Origin of the sequence: Salinisphaera sp. SWV1 (assembly GCF_052044155.1) — a bacterium.
Classification (GTDB): Bacteria; Pseudomonadota; Gammaproteobacteria; order Nevskiales; family Salinisphaeraceae; genus Salinisphaera.
On record NZ_JBQDYE010000124.1, the window covers coordinates 1 to 692 of the forward strand.

Annotated in this window: 1 protein-coding gene; it reads right to left on the minus strand. The window is 52.6% G+C overall.

Translation table 11 applies throughout. The features are described from left to right. Positions 1 to 692, minus strand: a 692-nt coding sequence (locus ACS8YF_RS19760) for a 2-dehydro-3-deoxygalactonokinase (RefSeq protein ID WP_440851794.1), incomplete at both ends; no start/stop codon positions are given.

Below are 692 nucleotides of genomic sequence, written 5' to 3' on the forward strand. Positions count from 1 at the left end.
GTATCTGTCTGTCGGGAAAAACGTGGTTGAATGCTTGTGAATAGCGGCTGTTCAGATTTGCGCTACCGATTAAGGCGATCGGTGTTGTGGCGGGTACATCACGTAGCAAACTGGATGCCAGACCACATAATTCATGGCCTATCAGTAATCCGGAAAGGTAATCCCCCTGCGAGGACGACGTAAGATTACTGGTCAGCAGGCGCGAACGGGTCGAAAACAGCGTCGATAATAATCCGGTCTGATGATGCTCTTGTGCTGCTGTCAGCCCGTGGGTGAAGGCATCCCAGTGCGGTTCATCTCCAGGATGCATGGTGGCACCGAGAATCGAATGGCGGGATAAAACATCAAATAACTCGCCCGTCATAAAGGTTCGGAAATCGGTAATGGTGTTGTTTTCAACTACTGCCCATTTCGCATGTGTGCCGGGTAAGCCTATCAGCACTGGCATACCCTGATGGATCGCGTTTTGCAGGGCCGGTTCCATCGAGATAGCACCGAAGATTTGTGTCTCTTCGCCACGCATCACTTCGGGCATTTCACCTTCTTTAATCACGCCAGGAATGATGTGCAGCATTGTCTGCTGCTGGTGGATAACAGGCGTCAACTGCTTCGCCAGACCCTCGAGAGTGACCGGGCAAGGTAAATAAGCTGCTGGTTGCCACCCTTGCGCACTGCCGAGCATGCCGCAAGCC